19 protein-coding genes are annotated in these 17,700 nt (G+C 62.7%); 7 read left to right on the top strand and 12 right to left on the bottom strand.

Translation table 11 applies throughout. The features are described 5' to 3' along the window. Positions 1 to 813 precede the first annotated feature (813 nt). The 3 genes from EYW42_RS05945 (at position 814) to EYW42_RS05935 (ending at position 3,774) form a co-directional block, all read left to right on the top strand. Positions 814 to 1,641 carry a class I SAM-dependent methyltransferase gene (locus EYW42_RS05945; RefSeq protein WP_237561285.1) on the top strand — a complete coding sequence of 276 codons (828 nt, stop codon included), beginning with the start codon at positions 814 to 816 and terminating at the stop codon, positions 1,639 to 1,641. Positions 1,642 to 1,885: 244 nt separating this feature from the next. Beyond that, positions 1,886 to 3,160: a histidinol dehydrogenase gene (hisD, locus tag EYW42_RS05940; RefSeq protein WP_135534337.1), complete on the top strand. Its 1,275-nt coding sequence runs from the start codon at positions 1,886 to 1,888 to the stop codon at positions 3,158 to 3,160. A gap of 245 nt (positions 3,161 to 3,405) precedes the next feature. Continuing rightward, the gene (locus tag EYW42_RS05935; RefSeq protein ID WP_135534336.1) at positions 3,406 to 3,774 is read left to right on the top strand and encodes a HesB/IscA family protein; all 369 of its coding nucleotides are present in this window, start codon (positions 3,406 to 3,408) and stop codon (positions 3,772 to 3,774) included. On the opposite strand, the gene EYW42_RS05930 is transcribed toward EYW42_RS05935, so the two are convergent. The 8 genes from EYW42_RS05930 to EYW42_RS05895 form a co-directional block, all read right to left on the bottom strand. Further along, positions 3,771 to 5,012, bottom strand: a complete 1,242-nt coding sequence (locus EYW42_RS05930; RefSeq protein ID WP_135534335.1) for an MFS transporter — start codon at positions 5,010 to 5,012, stop codon at positions 3,771 to 3,773. The genes EYW42_RS05935 and EYW42_RS05930 overlap by 4 nt on opposite strands. Positions 5,013 to 5,149: 137 nt before the next feature. Beyond that, the gene (locus tag EYW42_RS05925) at positions 5,150 to 5,350 is read right to left on the bottom strand and encodes a dodecin (RefSeq protein WP_135534334.1); all 201 of its coding nucleotides are present in this window, start codon (positions 5,348 to 5,350) and stop codon (positions 5,150 to 5,152) included. A 46-nt stretch (positions 5,351 to 5,396) separates the two neighbouring features. Then, on the bottom strand, positions 5,397 to 6,242 hold the full coding sequence (locus EYW42_RS05920) for a phosphatase PAP2 family protein (protein ID WP_135534333.1): 846 nt from the start codon (positions 6,240 to 6,242) through the stop codon (positions 5,397 to 5,399). Positions 6,243 to 6,308: 66 nt separating this feature from the next. Further along, positions 6,309 to 8,090: an ABC transporter substrate-binding protein gene (locus tag EYW42_RS05915; protein WP_135534332.1), complete on the bottom strand. Its 1,782-nt coding sequence runs from the start codon at positions 8,088 to 8,090 to the stop codon at positions 6,309 to 6,311. A gap of 63 nt (positions 8,091 to 8,153) precedes the next feature. Beyond that, positions 8,154 to 8,819 carry a hypothetical protein gene (locus EYW42_RS05910; RefSeq protein ID WP_135534331.1) on the bottom strand — a complete coding sequence of 222 codons (666 nt, stop codon included), beginning with the start codon at positions 8,817 to 8,819 and terminating at the stop codon, positions 8,154 to 8,156. Next, positions 8,816 to 9,433: a hypothetical protein gene (locus EYW42_RS05905; protein WP_135534330.1), complete on the bottom strand. Its 618-nt coding sequence runs from the start codon at positions 9,431 to 9,433 to the stop codon at positions 8,816 to 8,818. Before EYW42_RS05905 ends, EYW42_RS05910 begins: the two co-directional genes overlap by 4 nt. Positions 9,434 to 9,594: 161 nt before the next feature. Continuing rightward, positions 9,595 to 10,572, bottom strand: a complete 978-nt coding sequence (locus EYW42_RS05900; RefSeq protein ID WP_135534329.1) for a metal-dependent hydrolase — start codon at positions 10,570 to 10,572, stop codon at positions 9,595 to 9,597. Positions 10,573 to 10,643: 71 nt separating this feature from the next. After that, a complete protein-coding gene (locus EYW42_RS05895; RefSeq protein ID WP_135534328.1) occupies positions 10,644 to 11,201 on the bottom strand; it encodes a mechanosensitive ion channel family protein in 558 nt (185 codons plus the stop codon). An 87-nt stretch (positions 11,202 to 11,288) separates the two neighbouring features. On the opposite strand from EYW42_RS05895, the gene EYW42_RS05890 reads away from it, so the two are divergent. After that, positions 11,289 to 12,485 (top strand): pyridoxal-phosphate-dependent aminotransferase family protein, encoded by a 1,197-nt coding sequence (locus EYW42_RS05890; RefSeq protein WP_135534327.1) that lies wholly within the window; start codon positions 11,289 to 11,291, stop codon positions 12,483 to 12,485. On the opposite strand, the gene EYW42_RS05885 is transcribed toward EYW42_RS05890, so the two are convergent. Beyond that, positions 12,482 to 12,802 (bottom strand): DUF7116 family protein, encoded by a 321-nt coding sequence (locus EYW42_RS05885; RefSeq protein WP_135534326.1) that lies wholly within the window; start codon positions 12,800 to 12,802, stop codon positions 12,482 to 12,484. The two genes, EYW42_RS05890 and EYW42_RS05885, sit on opposite strands and share 4 nt — an antisense overlap. A gap of 59 nt (positions 12,803 to 12,861) precedes the next feature. Beyond that, positions 12,862 to 13,101 (bottom strand): DUF5816 domain-containing protein, encoded by a 240-nt coding sequence (locus EYW42_RS05880; protein WP_135534325.1) that lies wholly within the window; start codon positions 13,099 to 13,101, stop codon positions 12,862 to 12,864. Between the two features lie 193 nt (positions 13,102 to 13,294). On the opposite strand from EYW42_RS05880, the gene EYW42_RS05875 reads away from it, so the two are divergent. Next, positions 13,295 to 13,699, top strand: coding sequence for a universal stress protein (locus EYW42_RS05875; protein ID WP_135534324.1), 405 nt, complete (start codon positions 13,295 to 13,297; stop codon positions 13,697 to 13,699). Positions 13,700 to 13,782: 83 nt separating this feature from the next. Here EYW42_RS05875 and EYW42_RS05870 read toward each other — a convergent pair whose 3' ends face one another. Next, the gene (locus EYW42_RS05870) at positions 13,783 to 14,748 is read right to left on the bottom strand and encodes a mechanosensitive ion channel family protein (protein ID WP_310732940.1); all 966 of its coding nucleotides are present in this window, start codon (positions 14,746 to 14,748) and stop codon (positions 13,783 to 13,785) included. An 84-nt stretch (positions 14,749 to 14,832) separates the two neighbouring features. On the opposite strand from EYW42_RS05870, the gene EYW42_RS05865 reads away from it, so the two are divergent. After that, positions 14,833 to 15,576, top strand: a complete 744-nt coding sequence (locus EYW42_RS05865) for a proteasome assembly chaperone family protein (protein WP_135534323.1) — start codon at positions 14,833 to 14,835, stop codon at positions 15,574 to 15,576. 90 nt (positions 15,577 to 15,666) lie between these two features. Then, positions 15,667 to 16,731 carry an HTH-type sugar sensing transcriptional regulator TrmB gene (trmB, locus tag EYW42_RS05860; RefSeq protein ID WP_135534322.1) on the top strand — a complete coding sequence of 355 codons (1,065 nt, stop codon included), beginning with the start codon at positions 15,667 to 15,669 and terminating at the stop codon, positions 16,729 to 16,731. Positions 16,732 to 16,813: 82 nt separating this feature from the next. Here trmB and EYW42_RS05855 read toward each other — a convergent pair whose 3' ends face one another. Further along, complete coding sequence (locus tag EYW42_RS05855) at positions 16,814 to 17,605, bottom strand: hypothetical protein (protein ID WP_135534321.1); 792 nt, start codon at positions 17,603 to 17,605, stop codon at positions 16,814 to 16,816. Positions 17,606 to 17,700: the final 95 nt, after the last annotated feature.

Below are 17,700 nucleotides of genomic sequence, written 5' to 3'. Positions count from 1 at the left end.
AAACCATCAATTAATTCACGTACTGCTCGCTCATTGGGTTCGAACGAGTTGATCGAACAGAACTCGGTGGGCGTCCGCTTCGACCGCTCGTTCCCGGCATCCGCCGGCGGAACTCCCCGATAGGTTTTCTACCCTCCGTTGGTGGCCCACTGACCGTTTCAACGCGAACTCACTCCCCGAAAGGTTCTGGGTCCACTTCGCCCGCCGGGGCCATCGTCGTTGAGTTCCCGTGCCCTTGTCTGCTGTCGAGTTCCGTTCACTGATGCTCGTACATCCACTGAGTAATTCTTCGATCTTAAGACGACAACGCGTACACCCGTCTGAATCTACTCTCCCGACAGTCCGATACTACTGAACACGCGGTCGCGCTACGAACTCTCGGATATATAACGACAAATTATTATACGAAATAATGAAATGACGTTTGTTTATCAAATTAGAGGATATAAACTCTCAGTTACAGAAGCTTGGCTGTCGCCGTGTCCTCCCCGTCTCACTAGCGGTAGGGGGACGAAGTGATGAAACCTCGGGGTGTCGATGCGGTTTCTAATATACCGGATCCGCAAGTGATTCCGGGACGGTTTCAGTGGCCGAAACCCGTTCCGTGGATCACGGACGGATCCATTCCAAATGCGTAAAACGGTAAATATCAAAAACCAATCTATAACAGAAATACTATAGTTCCTGCGTATTATTCTTTGCCATTTGGACCCATGGACTGACCGTCGGAGATGACGCTTTGTCCCCCTGTCATCGTTTCAGTCCGATCCACGCTCACGGAACGCTTATGACCGGAGAACGATCAGTCGTTCAGTGAGCCGACCGATGGCGCCAACAGACGTCGATCCGTTCACGAGCACGGAGGTGTACTACGCCAGATACCGGCCCGGATACGGCGGCGGGGCTATCGAATATCTGCAAGAGAAATTCGACTTAGACGAGTCGTCTCGCGTGCTCGACCTCGGCTGCGGTGCTGGTCAAATCACCGTTCCGATCGCGGCGTTCGTCGGCAAAGTAGTGGGAATGGATCCGAACCAAGCGATGATCCGAGAGGCTCAAACGAGAGCCGCCGAGGCAGGTCGAGACAACATCGAGTGGGTCGTCGGCTCGGACTCGGATCTGGACGAGGACCTGGTTCCGGTCCGGCTGACGACGATGGGTCGGTCGTTCCACTGGATGGACCAGGAGCGGACGCTAGAACGGCTTCGTTCGATGACCGAACCCGGCGGCGGCGTCGCGATACTCAACGACGCCGAGTGGTTCACTCGAGGGGAGAAACGGTGGCAGGACGAGGTGTACGAGATCGCTGACGAGTATATCGACGACCTACCTCCCAGAACCGGGCCGGTCGATTACGACGACCCGTGGGACGAAAAGCTCGACGCGTTCGGCTTCCACGACGTCGAGGTTGCGACGTTCGAAACCGAACGCGAGTGGGATGTCGATAGCGTCGTCGGCTACGTCTTCTCGCTGTCGTACTGTTCGCCCGAAACCTTCGGCGACGAGCAGGAAGCGTTCGAACGCGACCTCCGCGCTCGCCTGACCGACTCGGAGCGGGAACCGTTCGTACAACGCGCGGAAACAGAGGTGATTGCGGGCAGAAAGCAATTCGGAGGTATAGAGCGTGAGAACAGTGGGTAAGCTCTGACGGATCAAACAACGAGAATAGACCGATATGAGCGGATCAAGACGGCATAGTGTGGCGTCCAGTCTCTCCGGTCGTTCTCGTCCTCGCTCTCACCCGGATCGTTGACCGCCTCGTCCGCGAGGCCTGAATTCGAGTTCTCCGAGGCGGTGGATCGGCCGCTCGGGAGCGGGGAGACACGACGCCTCGCTCGGGGCACAGATGGGAAACCGTTTTTCGCGCTCCCGCCAACGCAGAGGTATGAACGTCAGGTCACTACCCGACCTCGCTCCGGACGACCGCGCCGCGTTGTTCGACCGCGATGCCGGCGTCGAAACCGTCCGCGGCGATGTCAGAGATATCGTCGACCGCGTCCGCACCGAGGGAGATGTCGCCGTTCGGAAGTTCTGCCGGGAGTTCGACGACGTCGAGGTCGCAAACCTCGTCGTCACGGACGAGGCGGAACGCGCCTACGAGGAGATAGACGACGACATGCGAGACACCATCGAGCGCGCGGCGGATAACGTCCGCGAGTTCCACGAGGCGCAGATGCCCGAGGACTGGCGCGAGGAGTTCGACGGTCGGGAACTCGGCCGTCGGTTCCGCCCGTTGGAACACGTCGGCGTGTATGCGCCAGGCGGCACCGCGGCGTACCCCTCCAGCGCCATCATGGGAATCGTCCCCGCGAAGGTGGCCGGTGTCGAGAACGTCGCCGTCGCCACGCCGCCCGCCGAGGAGATGAATCCCGTGACGCTGGCCGCGATCCACGCCGCCGGCGCTGACACCGTCTACAGCGTCGGCGGGGCCCAGGCCATCTCGGCGCTCGCCTACGGCACCGAATCGGTCCACAGCGTCCAGAAGATAGTCGGCCCGGGCAACCGCTGGGTCACGGCCGCCAAGGCCGAGGTACAGGGCGACGTCGACATCGACTTCCTCGCCGGGCCGAGCGAGATCCTCGTCGTCGCTGACGACACCGCGACCCCGGAGTACGTCGCCGCCGACCTTGTCGCACAGGCCGAACACGACGAGAACGCCTCCGTCGTCGCGGTGACTGACGACGAGTCGACCGCCGAGGCAGTCGCCGACGCGGTCGAAGCGCAGGCGGCCGGCCGGGAGCGCGAAGAGACGATCCGCGCGGCGCTGGAAAACGACGCCAGCGGAATATTCCACGCCCGCTCGATGAGCGAAGTGATCCTCTTCGCCGAGGCGTACGCCGCGGAACACCTTTCGATCCAGGCCGACGACGACGAGACGATCCTGGAGCGCATCGACAGCGCGGGCAGCGTGTTTCTCGGCCCACACACGCCCGTCGCGGCCGGCGACTACGCCAGCGGTACGAACCACGTTCTCCCGACGAACGGCGGCGCGAAGCGAAACGGCGGCCTCTCAGTGGACACGTTCCTGCGCTCGACGTCGGTCCAACGCCTCTCCGAGGATTCGCTCGGCGACCTGCGCGACACCATCACGACGCTTGCGGAGGCCGAGGGGCTCGAAGCGCACGCCGAGAGTGTCCGGAGGCGGTTCGACGAGCGATAGCGCGACGAACCTCGTCGTTTCGCTGCGCTCCACGACGGCGATCTGACGACGTGTGGCGAGTCGAACTATGCCGACCCGCTGGACGGAACGATAGGCGACGCCCGGAACCCGGCCTGCCGCAGTGATTTCATACTGACGGAAGTCAGTGAAGAACTTCGCGGGGACGTTCCCGCGAAATATCTGAAACAGTTACGTCCGACAGTATCAGCGTCAGGGTTAACACGTTCGGCTACGTCGTGTGAAATATGAGTACGGACGCCGCCGGGAACGGGGAAACCCGACCCGAAATCACCGTCACGGAACAGGCCGCGGAACGGGCTCTGGACCTGCTAGAGGGCGAGGACCTGGACGTCACCGAGGCGGGTCTCCGCCTGTTCGTCCAGCAAGGTGGCTGTGCCGGTCTCTCCTACGGGATGCGCTTCGACGACGAGGCAGACGAGGAAGACACCATCTACGAACACCACGACCTTCAGGTGTTCGTCGACCCGGCCAGTCTCAACTACATCGAGGGGAGCGTTCTCGATTACGAGACGGGTCTTCAGGGCGAGGGGTTCAACGTCGAAAACCCGAACGTCGTCAGCGAGTGCGGCTGCGGCGAGTCGTTCCGAACTTAGTCGGCCCCGCCGACTTCGTCCACTGACTCAGCTTTCACCTGCGGATTCAGCGATCCTGTGTGTGAGTAGACACCGACCAGTAGCACTAGCCCCGCTACCGCCGGGATGATCGCACAGGCGGCGTACACCGGGGCAAAACCGACGGCTTTGACGGCGGGCAGAGAGACCATCGGGCCGAGGCCGCCGCCGACATCGCCAAGTACGTTGTTCGTTCCCGTCGCTCGGCCCATCCGGTCGGGTGGCGTCAGGTCGGCGAGGAGCGCCAGCAGCGGCCCGCCGACGCCGCCCTGTCCCGCGCCGATGAGGCAGCAGGCGACCGTCAGCGTCGACGCAGACTGCGCGTCCGCGAGCAGGGCGAACCCGCCACAGGCCGTGACGAGAAACGCGATCAGGATCGGGACGCGAGCGCCGAGTACGTCACTGAGTTTCCCGCCGACGAGCATGAACACTGACCCAGCGAGGACAGTTATCCCCATCAGAAACCCGGATGTCCCCTGCGACGAATAGCCCAGAATACTCACGCTCCGGGCGTCCAGAAAGAGGACGAGCGTCGCGAACAGGACGCCGACGTAGGAGAAGTACAGACCGAAGTTGACCAGTCCGGCCGTCAGTGCGGGAACGCTCCGATCGACGTTCCAGGGGTTTACGCCCGCCTGGTTCTCCTCGACGTGCGTCTCGGGGACCGTGAAATACGCGAGGACGCTGGCGACCAGTGCGACCGCTGCCGCGATAGCGAACGCCGCGGCGATGCTGTACTCGTCGCTGACGATGCCGCCGAGGACGAGGCCGGCGGGAAAGCCGAACGTGATCCCCGCGCGGACGAGGCCCATGCTAGTCCCGCGGGACTCTGCCTGGCTCACGTCTGCTGTGATGGTGTACGCCGTCGCGAACACGAGTGCGCTTCCGACGCCCCACGCGACCCGCGCGATGAGAAACCAGGCCGCGGGGGCGGCCGACGCGATGGCGACGTTGTACCCTAACGTGGCGACCCCCTCGACGAACAGCCCGGCGATAAACGGCGTCCGGGTTCCGATGCGGTCGACGAGCGCGCCGGACGGTGCGTTCGCGAACAGACGGGTGAACCGGTTCGCGCTCAGGATCAGGCCGACGAGAAACGGCGAGATACCGAGAACCGCTTCCAGATTCGGGAGGATCGGAAACACGACGCCCCCGCCGAACCCGACGAAAAACGTGCAGGCTATCACGGTGAAGACGACCGGACGTGACCCCTCGCTCATCAGGCCCACCGCCGCAGTGTACGCTGTTCACCCGCGTCAGGCAGGTATCGAGCAGTCGCTCCGCTGTCTTCGCCGTTACCGTCGAACGACATGGGTGGATATAGCTGGCTGTTGCGGAAGAATTACGTGGTCGAAGCCTACGCTTCGAGTTCGAACGCGACCGTCACCTCGGCCTGATACTCGCGGTCCTCCGCGGTGGCGAGTTCGACGCCGAGCTGGTCTACTTCGATCCACTGGATGTTTTCGAGCGTCGTCTCAGCGCGGTCGATGGCGTCGTCCGCCGCGGCGTCGAAACTCTCCGGGCTCGTACCGATGAGCGTGATCTTCTTGAAGACCATAATGCGTCCACCAGTAGATCCGGCGGAATGATAAAGGTATGACCGATTACGCTCGGTCGAACAGGTTCCACTCCTCGTCGAACGGCCCCCAGCCGGCGAGCATGTCCCGCGAGACGACGTACTCGGCCACGGAGATGCTTATTACGGCGAGGATGGTGCCGGCGACGACGTCCGTTCCCCAGTGGATGCCGAGATACATCGTCGCTATCGAGACGCTGACGGCGAGAACGAACGAGATGGGAACCCACGCCCTGTACTGGTCGCGGGTGCGCCACGCCAACAGGAACACCGTCGTCGCTAGCGAGGCGTGAAGCGAGGGGAAGACGTTGGTGTTGTGGTTCACCTCGCCGGTGAGCAGTTGTGACTGCGGATACGTGACGTAGAGGAGCGAGTCGACGATGTCCGGAATCAGGTTCCGAGGACCGAATGCGATAAAGAGGACGTAGCAGATCAGACCGACGCCGTAGTTGAACGCGTAGGCCACGATGAGTTCTTTCATCGAGGTCATGTCGCTTCGCACGAAGTAAGCGATAAACGGGAACACTAACAGGAAGACGTAGCCGTAGAGGTAGATGAACACGAAGTAATCAGTTAGCATCGGCGATCGTATCGACTGGACGTCAGCGACCAGCGTGCCTTCGAGGCTGTAGATAGACGCCGTGATGTTCAGGTCGAGCAACCAGGAGAGCCCCGACGTATAATCCATAGTTAATTTCCGGATAGCGAGGATGAGAACCAGTATCGTCAGATATGGCCCGATGTCGGCGAGACGCCAGCGGTAATCCCGGAGGGCACGGTAAATGCGCCGCGGACCGACGAGGGCGACTGAGGCGACACTAAGCAGGAGAGCGACCATGACGGTCAGTCGCAAAACTACATCGGCTAGTGCCATACCTGTACGTTCGTCTTCAACGATTTAACAACGGCGGTTCCGCGCTTAACGAAGGCCCGTGACATATTAGGACTGTCCCTGACTGAGGAGTTCGCCGTCGTCGCTGTACCGATATCCTTTGTCGAGAAACAGTTGCTTTGCGGCCTCTACGTCCATGTCTCCGTTCTCACTTGGGAAAGCGCCGACCGCGCTCTCGCCGTTCCATTCGAGATCCGAAGGGACGTATTCGGTGCCGTGGAGCGGCGTATTAGCCGGGGTGGCGTACCCGTCGAAGACGTCTTCGGCGATCTGCTCGCGGTCGAACAGTCGGGCGAGACACCGTCTAAAATGCGGATTGGTGAGGGGGGACCTGCGGGCGTTAAACCCTGCAATGTAAAACTCGCTCGAACTGTCGGTGAGTAAGCGGACCGAGTCAGACTTGTTGGCACGTGGCGCGTCTTCGGGATCGAGCGTCGATCCGACGATGTCCATCTCGTCGTTTTCGATGAGTTCGATCGCCGCCGCACCTGACGGCGTGACAATGTATTCGAGCGTGTCGTAGGCCGGTCCGCCGGCAAACTGCTCGACCGGTGGTTCGAGGTCCTGTTCTCGCTCCTGACTGAGGAAGTGGTCGTCGAACGACTGGAGGGTGAGTTGTTCACCCGCCGTGGCGCTGTCGAACGCAAACATACCGCTGCCGACGGGTTGGCGGTTCTCGTCGACCATCGCCTGCGTCAGGTACTCCTGAATCAGTTCTGTTTCTTCCGACCACACGTGGCGGGGCAACACCGGGACGGTAAACGCGGTAGCGGCTACCTCGCGGCTGCTCGGTTCGAACTCGATCCGACAGCGGGTGTCGGAGAGAGCCTCGGCGTTGGCGACGAGACTCGACTGGGACCGGAACTTCGGCGCTGGGACCGTGCCGTTCGAACCGCCCATCGAAGTGTCCGAGAGGAACTCGAAGGTAAACGCGACATCGTCGGCAGTGAGCGCTTCGCCGTCGTGCCACGTGAGGTCCTCGCGGAGTCTGACGATGGCGGTGGGCGTGTCGCGGTTGTCCAGCCACATCCAGGAGTGAGCGAGCCACGGTTCGACATCGCCGTCGATCCTACGACCGATCTGGTCGTAGATCAGCCCCAGAACGTTGTTCCGGTCGTGATACTCCACGGCGATCGGATTCCGGTTCTTGGTCACCTCGGAGTTCAGAAGGGCGACGCGAAGCGTGTCGAGGTCGTTAGACGCGGTCTCTTTGGGACGTATCCGGAGATAGTCGAGCATCGTCTTTAGACTCGTGACGTTCCAAGTCGTCGCGAGTTCGATATCGACTGCCGTCAGATGCTCCGGACACGTGAGTACGGAAAACGGCTGGACCGAGACGGTAGTTCGGAGGGCGTTTTTGATGGATGCGTCCCGTGTCCGCCCCGACGAGGTGCGTTGTCGCTGTAACTGCTTGTCAAGGGTTACGTTCGTGAGACCGAAGGGATTCTGCCACCCCTGTTCTTCCACGAAGAGGGAGTGCAACGTCGAGTAGAGTTCGTCCGGGTTCTCTATCCCCGGGTGCCGAGTGACAAAGATATCGAACTCGCGATTGAGGAGTACGTCCCGGAGCAGTTCCACTTCGGACTTCGGTTCGATGGTCGCATTGATCCCGACCTCCTGCAGGCGCTCGGCGAACTGTCGGGCGATTATGATCGAGGGAGTGTCGGCGTCGGTGGGGAGAGTCTTGACGTTCAGCGAAATCTGCTGTGGAGCATCGCGAGCCGAGCTAGCCCAGAGGTCCGTGATGCAACCGGCGGAACCAGCGGCCGCCGCGGTACCGAGACCAGCCAGCAACTCGCGCCGTCCAATGCTCGACCCGCATCCGTTCATGACCGAAACAAAAAGCCGGGCGCTATTTGATTGTTTCCTTGATGGCCGAAATGAATTCGACGCTCACTCGGCCCCCGAACGGGCGTCGAGACGGTCCTCGATAGCGCCGACGATGTCGGTGAGGTAGGCAGTTCCCCAGATAGCGACGATGACGCCGCCGATCAGATTGAATAGGAGGTCCTTCATCGTGTCTTCGAGACTGTACTGAGTGAGTACGCGCGGGCCGCCGGTGATATCTGCGACTTCCGCGATGACGAACTCGACGACCTCCCAGAACACGCCGAACGCCATCACGAACATCAGGATGAACACGAAGATGAACCGGTCGGGGAGATAGATGTCGTCGCTGTGTTCCTCGACCGCACGAACGGTTGCGTAACCGACTCCCGCAACCAGCGATGAGGAGAGTGCGTGGGTCATGTGGTCCCACCACCCTAGCGATCGGTAGAACGTTGCGCCCGTACCGGGAATGCCGACCGTCCCGAGCGCATGCAGGAACGCGGCGCTCGTGATCCAGAGCGTCAGCGCGGGGTCCATCGGAACGTCGTAGTCCCGTTCGAGCAGGGGCGGTAACTGGATGACGACCAGACCCACCGCGCAGTTGACCATGACGCCGACGCTGCCGCGCTCCATCCCGAGGAAAAAGAGGACGACCAGACCGATCTCCATGACGTACGTGATCTGTGCCTGCCGGTTCTCCGAGATCCCGACTCTGTCGCGTAGTTTCATTGTACCCCCTCCGCGACCTCTTCAGGAAGCCGTTCGTGCGTGTCAACTCTCCGGCGGAAGTACAGTTCGAACACGACGCCGGCGACGATACCTACCACGAACGAGTAGACGAACTCGATCATCAGCGCGTATTCGGGGTCTTCGTAGCCGACGAGAAATCCGGTTCCGAGTTGGATATCCGCGGCCCACCGGACGACCGCCCACGTCCCGGCCGCGGCCATCGTCGTCACGACGACGAAGAGGATTGCGAACCCGTACGTCATCTCGACCGACGTGAACACTTGCAACTGGACCGCGATGATGAGTGCAACAGCGGCGACTGATAGGTACGTCGCGAGGTTCCCGGTCACCGGCACTGTCGCGACCGTGCGGCCGAGAACCGGGAGCGCGGCGACGGCGACGACCTCCCAGGGAAGCATCACTTCAGCCGACCTGTACGCGACGATGGGGAGCAACGAGAGCACGCAGACGGTCGCCGCGAACCCCGCCCAGAGGAACTCGCCGTCGACTAGTTCGACGACCGCTATCACTCCCAGAAACCCGACGAGGAGCCACGCGATACCGGCGTTGATTCGCCGGTCGCGAAACAGCATGTCGATGTCCGCGTCTGCCATAGCATTGCGTGGACCCGTCACGGGTAAAAGGTTGGTGTTGCGGTATTGTAATTATCCAGTCATGGCGGGAACCAAGACCATCGCTGAAACCGGTACGGAATATCTGTTTGAAAAACCGAGGCGTATCGGTCGTTCGGAAACGGCACGCGCACAGACGGCGCTCAGACGAAAAGTACGTACGCAGCGGTGTACGCGAGCAGTGCCGCAGTGAGGCCGGCGAGACCGGTCAACAGTGCCCTCAGTACCCCCTCCGGCGTCGTCATCCGGTCCGGGAGGCTCAGATCGCCGGGGAATCGCGTTCGAAGCCGCGCCCGACTGAACGGGACCGCAGCGAGGATACCGACGGCGACGATACTGAATACGAACTGGTACGACACCGAGAGCGTCGGCGGATCTATCGCCAGCACGGCGACGCCGTAAACGACGCCCAGCGCGGCCCGTCGATTTACGTTCTCGGAGATAGAGATATTAGAAATATAACAGTACACCAGCGCGGCCAGCCACAGCGTCGCGATCTCCAGGCCGAACGCGCCAAGCAGGTGCAACGTCGGATCCGGTGAGAGTGCGACGCGCTCGACCGCGGCGCTGTCGGTAAGAGGGTAGAACAGGTGCGGCGGCTCCCCGGTGAACATGTCTCCCCAGGGGTGCGACCAGATCCCGACTACTGCGGCCCCGAAGACCGTCACCGGCCCAGCTTTCCCCTGTGAATCCGCCAGCGACGAGACGACGAATCCGCTGACGAGAAACGCGACCATCACGAGCGCCGCGAGCGGACCCGTGATCAGGTGTGCGGCGGTGACGAGCGCAACGGCCAGCGCGGCGGCACTGGCGCGCACGACACGTGACTCCGCCGTCCAGAGCCCGAACGCGACCGCCGCTGGCACCGCGACGACCAGCGAGTGAGTCACTGAGCGATGGACGACCGTGCTCGTCTCCCAGAAGGCCTCTGTGACCGAGAAGACGCTATCGTAGTTCGCGTCGAGGAGGCCGGCCAGGGCGTACACCATGTCCGCGTCAGGGACGACGGCGAATCCGGCGGCGATGAGGCCGACTGAGAGCGCTCGCTCGCGGGAGCGCCCGGCCAGGGAGAGTGTCCCGGCAACCAAGGCGAACGCGAGCAGCGCGTGGCCGACCATCATGATACCGAAACTACGCAGCGACTCCGCATAAGTTCCTCGGCGTCGTGGTAGATCGTGGCACGTCAGGCGGTCTATGTCTCGGATTCGTGTTTCGTCCACTCGGACTCTATCTCGCCGTTCGCGCGGACGAGCGTATCGCCGTCGACCGTCAGGCGGGTCTTGCGCAGTTCGATAGCTTTCACCTCACCGGTCGTGTCGCCCGAGGTAACCGTATCACCGGGCATGAAGTCGGGGTCTCGCAGGAGGTATATCCCGGCGACGGCGTCCTCGATCATCCCCGAGAGCGCGTAGGAGACGCCCAGCGCGACGAACCCGCTCGCCGTCCCGAGCGCGGCCGCGATGCGGCCCAGTCCGACGACGGAGAGAAACGCGAGCGCGACGGCGAACCACAGGAGGATGGCGACGATCCGGGAGAGAAACTGACGATACACCGGTTCTTCGCGCGCGAACACACGCTTCAGGCCCCACCGAACAACCAGCATGACGAACTTGATGCCGACGAGCGCGACGAGGAGAAATATCACACCGGCGATGAGTTTCGGCAGGGCGGCGACGAGATCGCCCACGAAACGTTCGAGCACCTGTTCGACGATACTGGCGGTGCCCTCGCCGGTCTGTGCGAGTGCCATGACGGTCCTATCAGCGTCCGGTAAGTTAAGTGTCGGCCGGAATCCGAGAGACGAGGCTTTTTGATGGATTCCGGCGCAAGTGAGACCATGGTTCGCAACGCTCAGGACGCACCCGAAGTCGGCGAGTTGACGCCTCCGGATAGGACACTCATGGGGCCGGGCCCAAGCGACGTTCATCCGCGGGTTCTCCGAGCAATGAGTACGCCGCTGGTCGGGCATCTCGACCCATCGTTTATCGAACTGATGAACGAGGTCCAGGAGCTGTTGCGGTACACGTTTCGAACCGACAATCAGTGGACGATCCCGGTCTCTGGAACGGGATCGGCCGCGATGGAGGCGGCCATCGGCAACGTCGTCGAACCCGGCGATACGATGCTCGTGCCAACGAACGGCTACTTCGGCGGCCGCATGGAGAGCATGGCGGAACGCGCCGGTGGCGAGGTGGTTCGCGTCGACGCGCCGTGGGGCGAACCGCTTGACCCGGCAGACGTCGAAGCGGCGTTCGATGAGCACCAACCGGACGTGTTCGGGTTCGTCCATGCCGAGACGAGTACCGGGGTCAAACAGCCCGATGTCCCCGAACTAACCGGCATCGCACACGAACACGACGCCTACGTGATCGCCGACTGCGTCACGTCACTCGGCGGCGTCGAGTTGCGGGTCGACGAGTGGGGCGTCGACGTGGCGTACGCCGGCCCGCAGAAGTGTCTCTCCTGTCCGCCCGGCGCGAGTCCACTCACGCTGAACGACAGGGCGATGGACAAGGTACTCGGGCGAGAGAACCCGGTGCGCTCCTGGTATCTGGACCTCTCACTGCTCGAAGGCTACTGGGGGGAGGAGCGAGCGTACCACCACACCGCGCCGATAACGAACGTGTACGCCCTCCGCGAAGCGCTCCGTCTCGTCGCCGAGGAGGGGATCGAGAGCCGCTGGGAGCGTCATCTCGACGTCGCCCGAGCGCTCAAAGCCGGCGTCGAGGCGATGGGTCTCGAAATGAACGCGCCGGACGAGTACTGGCTCCCCAGCCTCAACGCCGTTCGCGTGCCTGACGGGGTTTCCGACGGGGAGGTGATCCAGGCGCTGCTCGACCAGTACGACCTGGAGATAGCCGGCGGCCTCGGCGACCTGTCGGGCGACATCTTCCGCATCGGTTGTATGGGCTACTCGGCGCGGCCGAAGAACGTGTCCTACCTGCTCTCGGCGCTCGGAGACGTGTTGGACGAGAAGGGAGCGGCCGTCGACGTGGAGGTCGGTCTCTCGGCGACGAGCGACCGCCTCGGCTAAAGCGCGGTGCTACGACAGGGCGGCGCGCGAACGACTTCGTAGTCGTTGTCGTCCTCGACGGAGATGATCGCCCACTCGTACTCCGGGTCTGCGCGTGTGAGGCTCCGTCGGAGTCCCGGTGCCTGGTCCTCGGAGGTAACGAAACAGCGCAAGTGGCCGGTGTCCGGCGTTTCGTTGGGCTCTTCGGTCACTGTTACGTGAACGGACTTCCACTCTCGCTCGGCGCGGAACTCCGCCCCGTCGCCGGAGACGGTGTACCCAAGGTCGCTGAAGATCGATCTGGCCTGTTCGTCGAGGTTCGTGTTAACAGGTCCCATTCACGTCGGAGTACCACGGGACGGGTAATAAGCTTTCTCACAGGACAGAAATCGTTCAGTTACTCGTGCGCGGCGTCCCACTCGGTCGGTTTCCGGAAGTTACCGCAGACGTTGCACTCGATGCGTCCCATCGCGTCCATCGCGTTGTCGAACGTCTCGCAGTTAGCGCAGAACCACCCGTACTTTTGCTCTCTCTCGGGCGTTCGATAGGCGACAAAGAAGGGTCCGTCCGACCCGCGTTCGCCGTCGCTTCGGTCGACGTACACCGTCCCGCCTGCCGGCGTCGTACGCGTCTCCATAGCCGACGACTAGGAGATACAGCGGTTTAAGCCCTATCTGTGCGTCGCGGTGGCTGGTCAACCGACTCGCGACAGTAACCCTTGATCGCCGCCGCCGACGTACCTACCCGGTCGTAACCTGGTCTGAAACTGTGATGTCGCTCTGCCCGACGTTTGTGAAGACTTACTGGGATCCGGGGGGTGAGTCTATCTGATGGACTGCATTGTCGTCCCTGTTCGCTATCCGCTCTCTATGCATTCCCGGGAGACGCTCGCCGAGGCTATCAGCATCGCGGACGAAAACGACGCCGAACTCACCGTCCTTCACGTTAACCTCTATCAGAACGGGAAAGACATTACGCGAGCGAGCCTGAGACGGGCCGTCGAACGGGAGTTCGGTGCGCTTTCGAACACTCGTTTCATCGTTCGATCGGGCTTTCTGATCGAGGAGTCGATACTGAACGAAGCCGTCGCCGAGGAGGCGGACGTAGTGGTTATCGGACACAAGCAGATCGGTCGACTACGGCGGATATTCCGGAGACTGTACAACGAACCGGATATCGAGAAATTCCTCAGGGCGCGGCTCTCGTGCGAGATAGTAACTGTCGGTCGCGACTGAAGCCCTATGTTACCGTTTGTCTCCGATTACGTGGCCTTGTCGAGATGCGACGGCACATCCGATTTCTCCTGTGACTGACACCATCACTCGCGCTCCTCGGAACCCGACCGACTGGTTGACCGCCCCTGATTCGGTTCCGATTCGCCGAGAGTCACGTCCGCGGTTCCGCTCGTGTCGTCGAACACGAGGTGTCTGTGCGGATAAGCGATAGTTACATCGTCCGTTTCCTCCAGCGACGACCAGATCCGCTCGTTCACCTTCGAGCGGACAGTCAACAGTTTGTACGGTTGTTTCGCCCAGTACCGTAACGTGAGAAGCACTCCGTCATCGGCGTATTCGTCGACGTAACAGGTCGGTGCGGCCGGATAGCGACCGCCGCCGATCCGGATGCTCGGCCCGCCGGAAATGATTTCCTCGACGTCGCGGGCCGCCCGCTCGGTGATCGTCCGAGCGAGGTCGATGTCGCTCTCGTACGTCACGAGGATCGACAGCGACAGACGGGTTCGCTCGTCCTCCGCGGAGTGGTTTATCACGTCGCGCTCCCGGATGGTCGAATTCGGGATGACGATGAAGGTGTTGTCGAGAGTGAACATCTTCGTGTAGCGAAGCGTGATCTCCTCGACGTAGCCGCGCTCCCCTCTGTCCGCCAGTTCGATCATATCGCCGATCTCGAACGGCTGGTCCGCGAGAACGAATAGGCCGTTGATGATGCTGCCGGCGATGGGCGCGAGGATGATACCGAGAACAGCCGACAGAACTGTCACGGAGATGAGGACTTCCCCCGGCCTGAACCATCCGATCCGCACCGCGGCGGCGCTGACCGCGAGTAACAAAACGGCGGTTCGGATACTTCGCAGGATGGTCCGCGTGATGCTCGGCCGCCGGAACCGACGTGCGACCGGCCGACCGAGCAGTCGGACCGCGAGGATCGAGAGGTACCACCCGACGACGACGATGAGGACCGCCATCCCTGCATCGACGACATAGCCGGGAACGTTCTCCTCTACCCAGCGGAGCGCGGTCGTCTGGAGCACGCCGTTCAGTTGCACGTCTCCCCTCTCGGCACCGGGATAAAAGAGGTGTGTGGTTCGTTCGCCGCCTGTTTGACATGCCTAGCCCCCGTATGAGGCGGTATGACCGCACGTGATCGCGGCGAGCCAACGTTCCGCGTCAGTCAGGAGAGTGCGCCGTCCGAAACCGTCATCGCGGGATTTTCCGGGTTCGGTCTCGCGGGACTGACGGCAGTCGACTACCTCGCCGACCATCTCGAACTCGAACCGCAGGGTCACGTCAGAGCGGAGGGGATCCCCTCTATCACGCCGTTCGAGGAGGGGAGACCCCGCCATCCGACTCAGATCCTCTCTCGTGACGGTCTGGACGCGACGCTCCTGCTGTCGGAACTGTTCGTCCCCGTCTGGGCGGCGGACTCGTTCGGCGAGGCCGTCGTCGATTGGACCGTTGCAAACGACGTTACGGATGTGACGGTTCTCTCGGGAATCCCGTTCGCTCACGGGCCGGACGCTCATCGGACGTTCTACGTGGCGACTGACGATTACCGGGAGGCCCACCTCGACGAGGTCGACGCACCGCCGATGCAGAACGGCTTCCTCGACGGTGCGAACGCCGCGTTGATGGAGCGCGGGATGGAAACGGACCTCCGCGTCGGTGTCCTCGTGACGCCCGTGCACGCGCAAGCGCCGGACGTCGAGGCCGCCCTTCGATTGCTCGACACCGTCAGCGCGATTCACGACGTTCCGATAGATACCGACCCGCTTCGGGAGTTCGCAACACAGGTCCAGCAGTACTACGCCAACCTCTCCGAGCGCATCGACCGGGCTCCCGACGGGGAAAGGCCCGAAGACCGGATGTACATGTGAGCGCTGTCGTTCGCGACAAACTCGTTTTCGTAACCAGGTGCTACTCGGTTTTCGGTAAATCATTTACGCCACGAGTGCAGTGAGTGAGATATGACGACGGACGACCTTCGCTCGACGATGGAACGGGTGGGCGAACGGTTCAATCTGGGCGAATACGAGATAGAGGCGTATCTGGCAGTACTCGAACACGGACAGCTAACCGCCAGCGAGATCGCGGACCGAACGGAGATACCGCAACCGCGCGTGTACGACACGGTCAGAAGCCTCAGCGACCGGGGTCTGGTCGAACTCCGGGAGTCCAGACCGATGAAGATAATCGCCGTCGACCCCGACGACGCGTACTCGGAGATCAAGGGGTCGCTGACCGAGATGATCGACGAACTGGAGTCCCGGTACACGGCACCGGCGCGCGACACCGAGGCGGTGTCTCTGGTCAAATCGCGGTCGACGATCCTCCGATATCTGGAGGAGGTCATCGAGGCGGCGGAGTACGAACTGGCGCTCTCGCTGACGCCGGAACTCCTAGAGCGGTTCGAGGATAAACTCGCGACCGCCCAGCAAAACGGCGTGAGCGTCGAACTCCTGATAACGCCCGCCGCGGAAGCGCCGGACCCTGACGAGTTCGACTACATGCGCGTCTGTACGACCGCCCGAGCCCGTCGAGGTATCACCACGCCGGTCGTCGCCGTAGCCGACGGCGAGTATTCCATCTACGCCACGCAGGACGCCCTCCGGGACGACCAGGACCGCTACGGAGTCATCTTCAACCGGTCGGCGCTCGGGTTCCTCGTCTCGGGGTTCTTCGGGACGGTCCTGTGGACGACCGCGGCGAGGACGCTCGCCGCGGACGGCACGGACCGGCCGTTTCCCCGCCGATACGCGTCGATTCGCCGGTGCGTGAAGAACCTGATCGAGGCCGGCGGCGAGTTCTACGCCACGATCCAGGGGCGAGACGTCACGACCGGGGAGTCGCGACTGATCCGGGGGAAAGTCGTCGACATCGCGTTCGAGGCCAGCGAGGAAGTCGCGGGACTCACCGTTGAATCGCAAGACGGCGAAGAGGTCACTATCGGCGGTCAGGTCGCCGCCTTCGAGGACCTGGAGGCCTACGAGATACGGATCGGCCGCGACGAACCGCCGGAGTTCGAGCCCTGATAGTGACGGTTGTAACTGCGTACCGGTATCGCTGTCCCTGCGTCGGCGACATACGGTCACGACTCACACCCGATCTGACGCGTCAGAGGGTGGCCAGCCGTTCGCCGCAGTCTGCACAGGCAAGCACCGCCTGCGGTCCCTCTCGCGGATTCGTCGGCGCGCCGCAACACTGCTGTGCGGTCGTCTCCTCGACTCGGCCCTCGCAGGACGGGCACGTTTCCAGAAACCGACGGAGCGGTTCGGCCGCCGCTGCCCGGATCCCCGGGTCGGAGACTCGCCCCGCAAGCGCTCTCACGGCACCGACCTCCGCGAGCGCGACGGGATAGGCGAGCCGTCGCTCGTCGGTAACGGACCCCGTGTCCGGTTCGACGACGACGGCAGTGTGTCCGCGTCGCCGCTCGACGCGCGCCCCGGAAGCCCGCGGCGCGGCGTCGGCGACAGCCGCGACGAACCGGCCGTCGGCGAGTTCACGAAGGGCGGCCACCTCCCTACGCCAGCGCTCGCGGAACTCGTCGGTGAGATACAGCGTCTCGCCGTCCGCGACGATTACGTCGGCCGCCACCAGCGCGGCGAGAACGTCCTCGCCGTCGGCTTCACGCCCGAGCGAACCGCTCGGACCGGGTTCTTCGTGGAAATCGACCGGGAACACCGCGCCGAGTGCCGGCGCGAAATGGGGCGTGTACGGCACCAGATAGCCGCGGACGGCGATGGCGACGGCACCGAGGACAAGCACGGCCAGCGCCGCGACCCGGCTGACGAACGCGACGGCGACGCTGACAGCGACGAGAACGAGACTGTTGGCGACGGTACAGGGCCAACACCGACGGTCTCCGGTGTGTTCCGGTCGTCGGACGGAACCGAGCGGCGACGACATGTACACGAACTCCGACATCGAGCGGGTTTAGCGTTCGGGTGGCCCGCCAAACTGGCTTAGCGTTCGGGTGGCCCGCCAAACTGGCTTAGCGTTCG

The organism is Halostella pelagica, assembly GCF_004762015.1.
GTDB classification, from domain to species: Archaea; Halobacteriota; Halobacteria; order Halobacteriales; family Natronoarchaeaceae; genus Halostella; species Halostella pelagica.
This window is presented reverse-complemented; position numbering and strand designations above follow the sequence as displayed.